Below are 3,230 nucleotides of genomic sequence, written 5' to 3'. Positions count from 1 at the left end.
AGTGCACCAGGTGGGTCAGTTTGTTCCGGCCAGCCTGGATCAATTTGCTCCGGCCAAACCGGGTCACATTAAACCGGCCAACCTGGATCAATTTGACCGGCGTATGCACCTATTGGTCAATAATTCTCAGAACTATTGCTCTGCCTATTTCTAATATAAATTACAATATATTTTGTAATAAAATATGTTGCAAAGCTACAGAAACTACTTACTGCTATTGCACCTATAAAAATCGAATAGCCAGCTTCTTTTAAATTTGCAGACCAATTATGCATGTCAAAACGAACATCTGTGTTAAGTAGCAACTCTCCAGTTTCAAAACTTAACAGCATAAACAGTGGACTTGTTAGAGGATTAGAAATTAAACTACCTGTTGCTGCTGCAAAAATATTGAATTTAAAAAACCTATGTAATAGAAGTACCGTTAAAAATCCAAAACCAAATGATGGGAAAACACCTGTAAAAGCTCCCAATGCCGCCCCTGTAGCTATTTCATTTACACTTGAATTTTCCTTTGCCAATTTAATAAATCTTGTCTTGATTCTTGTAGTGAAACTTGTCTTTATTTTTGGTTTATTATTCATCAAAGTTGCAAATTATGAATGTTGTCTGTGTTTTTTACCATTGGCTATAACGGTTATCAGCTTTCAGAAGTAAGGGCATTTGAAAATCTTCTGCTCCAATTACTTCGTGCCGTTCAATAAAGTTAATAGGTTCAAGCCTTGTACTTCAGCCCTTATTTTTGAAAGCTGCTGTTGGCTGCAGTTTAGGCTCACTGAGTTCTTTACTTCTTGTGACGAAGGTCAATAGTGTTTATATAGGATTTGTATGCGTTTTTAGCTTGATACCTATTATTCTTCGTTGTCGTTGGATAATGCATGCCTACAGCTCGGTCAAAAAAATGACCGGTCGGTTTGTCACTTCCATTAGTCGTTTCCCACAAGAAGGCATACTTATACAGTGCGGTATCAGAATAAATGCCTGTTTTTTCCAAAATCTTTTCTTCTCCAACAACTTCATATTTACCTCTATAATTTTTTCTTAGGTAATCAATCATCGCCTCATTTATCAATTTATCGGGATATTGTTCAATCAATAAAATATAATTTTTTGGATTGAAATCAATTGGTATCCAGCTTTTACTATCTGAAAAAGTCAGCTTACCGAAGATTTGGCTATAACCTGATAATGTAAAAAAGAAAAGCAGTAATAGAGATAGGGAGATTTTCTTCATAATGATTTGAGTTAGTTTGATGGTTGTGCAATTGCAGCCAACGTCAGACTGTGCAAAAAGGGGTCTGTCATTGTGGGTTGAAATATAGTGCAAAGATGTGAATAGCTTTGTGCTTCTAAACAGTTCTTTATGGCTTACGTTCAAGGCACCCACCGCCTGCAAACAGCCATCTTCTGTCTGGAGGACTTTATTGCTCCGGATGCCCCAGTCAGGGTAGTAGATGCATTCTGTGAGCAGATTGACTATGTTGCCCTGAAGGTCCGGGGCAGGTACACGCAAGACAACTGCCGCCCCTGCTATCACCCCTCCCTTTTGCTCAGGCTTTTCATCTATGGCTACCTTAACGGCATTAGATCTTCGCGCAAACTGGCCCAGGAATGCACCCGCAATGTAGAAGTCATGTGGCTGTGTAACAGCCTGCTGCCAAAGTACCACACCATAGCCGACTTTAGAAAGCGCCATGGGGAGCAGATCAGGGAGGTGTTCCGCCAATTTGTTTCCCTAATGTGCCGATGGAAGCTGGTAGGAAAAAAGACAATTGCCATTGATGGCTGCAGGTTTAGGGCTCAGAACAGCCGCAAGAACAATTACAATGAGGACAAGATCCGCCGCCAGCTCACCTACATTGATCATAAGGTATCGGAGTACCTGGCAGAAATGAATGAGTTGGATCGAAAGGAAAACAAAAAGCAAAAGGATGAGAAAAGGCTTCAAGAGCTGGCCCAGAATAAAACCCGGATGAAGGAGCGAAAAAGCCTGTACCTGCATTTGAAAAAGCAGCTGGAGCAAAGCACAGACGCCCAGATCAGCACCACAGATCCTGAGAGCCGGGCCGTGGTGCACAAAACGGGTGTGGTGGAAGTATCTTACAATACCCAAGTGGCCTGTGATGCAAAGCACTCACTGGTGGTTCACTATGCGATCACGAACGAAAATGACCGCAAGGCCCTGCATCCCACTGCAATGGCTGCAAAGGAAAGCATGGGTATGCACAAAGGGGACCCAATCACTGCACTTGCCGACAAAGGCTACTTCAACGGGGAACAGATCCAGCGATGCTCCGAGGATAACATTCGGACCTATGTACCGCCCACCTACAACCGCTCCCAGGAGTCCATTCCTGCAAGTGGTTATCACCTGGAGGACTTCCGCTATCATCCTTCCTGCGATACCTACACCTGTCCTGAAGGGCACACGCTGAGCACCAACGGGCACTGGTACAAAAAGGTGTACATCCGTAGTGAGCAAACAAGGAGCACTTCTTACTTCAAGCACTATAAAACGGACAAATGCATGCAGTGCCCGGCGAAACATCTTTGCACGGTTCAGAAGAAGGGAAGGGTGATCGAACGAAGCCAGTACGCCGAAGCTATTGAAGGAAACAGCAAACGGCTGCGGCAGCACAAGGAGATTTACTTAAAACGCCAGCAGATTGTGGAGCATCCATTTGGCACCATCAAAAGGTGGTGGGGCTACAGCTACACTTTGATGAAAGGGCTCAGAAAAGTAGGCGCCGACATGGGATTGGTATACCTATGCTACAACTTCAAACGTGTAATGAACATTCTTACCACCGGAAAGATGCTTCAGAAACTGCAAATGATGTCAACGTGAAAGGAAAGTACCTGCTGAAAACTGCTTTTAACTATCACAGCACACCTGCAGCACTACAGCCCTGAATCTACTAACGGCAATCGCTATCTAAAAACAAAAAAGGAAAGTCGGGAACAAAAAACAAAAATGGACCTTTTTGCACATCCTGACGTTAAACGGCTTTACGCAGTGCGGGTAGCCCGCGATCCGTCAGCCACACTAATGTACTGAAGATGATTAGAAATTCAATTGACTGGCGCTTGTTCTTCAGCCCGCATTGCGAAAAGCCGCTGTGCGTGTTGCACAACTCACATGCTGTGGATAAGGTATGTTTTAAAAAAGCTGCAGGAGTAGTAACTTTTCGTATGCAAGGCCGCAAGCACTACTCCGAAAAGCTGTTCAC

At 43.7% G+C, this 3,230-nt stretch carries 3 protein-coding genes; 1 reads left to right on the top strand and 2 read right to left on the bottom strand.

Going from position 1 to position 3,230, the window contains the following annotated elements:
- Positions 1-116: 116 nt before the first annotated feature.
- Both DRJ53_RS20900 and DRJ53_RS20895 read right to left on the bottom strand, forming a co-directional pair.
- Positions 117-584: a DUF2062 domain-containing protein gene (locus DRJ53_RS20900; protein ID WP_114237619.1), complete on the bottom strand. Its 468-nt coding sequence runs from the start codon at positions 582-584 to the stop codon at positions 117-119.
- Positions 585-784: 200 nt separating this feature from the next.
- Entirely contained in the window at positions 785-1,234 is a 450-nt protein-coding gene (locus DRJ53_RS20895) for a hypothetical protein (RefSeq protein ID WP_114237618.1), read from the bottom strand.
- Positions 1,235-1,363: 129 nt separating this feature from the next.
- Here DRJ53_RS20895 and DRJ53_RS20890 point away from each other — a divergent pair, with 129 nt between their 5' ends.
- Positions 1,364-2,848: an IS1182 family transposase gene (locus tag DRJ53_RS20890; protein WP_114237617.1), complete on the top strand. Its 1,485-nt coding sequence runs from the start codon at positions 1,364-1,366 to the stop codon at positions 2,846-2,848.
- The last annotated feature ends 382 nt before the right edge of the window (positions 2,849-3,230 follow it).

The organism is Paracnuella aquatica (genome assembly GCF_003332885.2).
Classification (GTDB): domain Bacteria; phylum Bacteroidota; class Bacteroidia; order Chitinophagales; family Chitinophagaceae; genus Flavisolibacter; species Flavisolibacter aquaticus.
The sequence above is the reverse complement of the archived record's forward strand: the minus strand, read 5'-3'. Positions and strand labels throughout refer to the sequence as shown.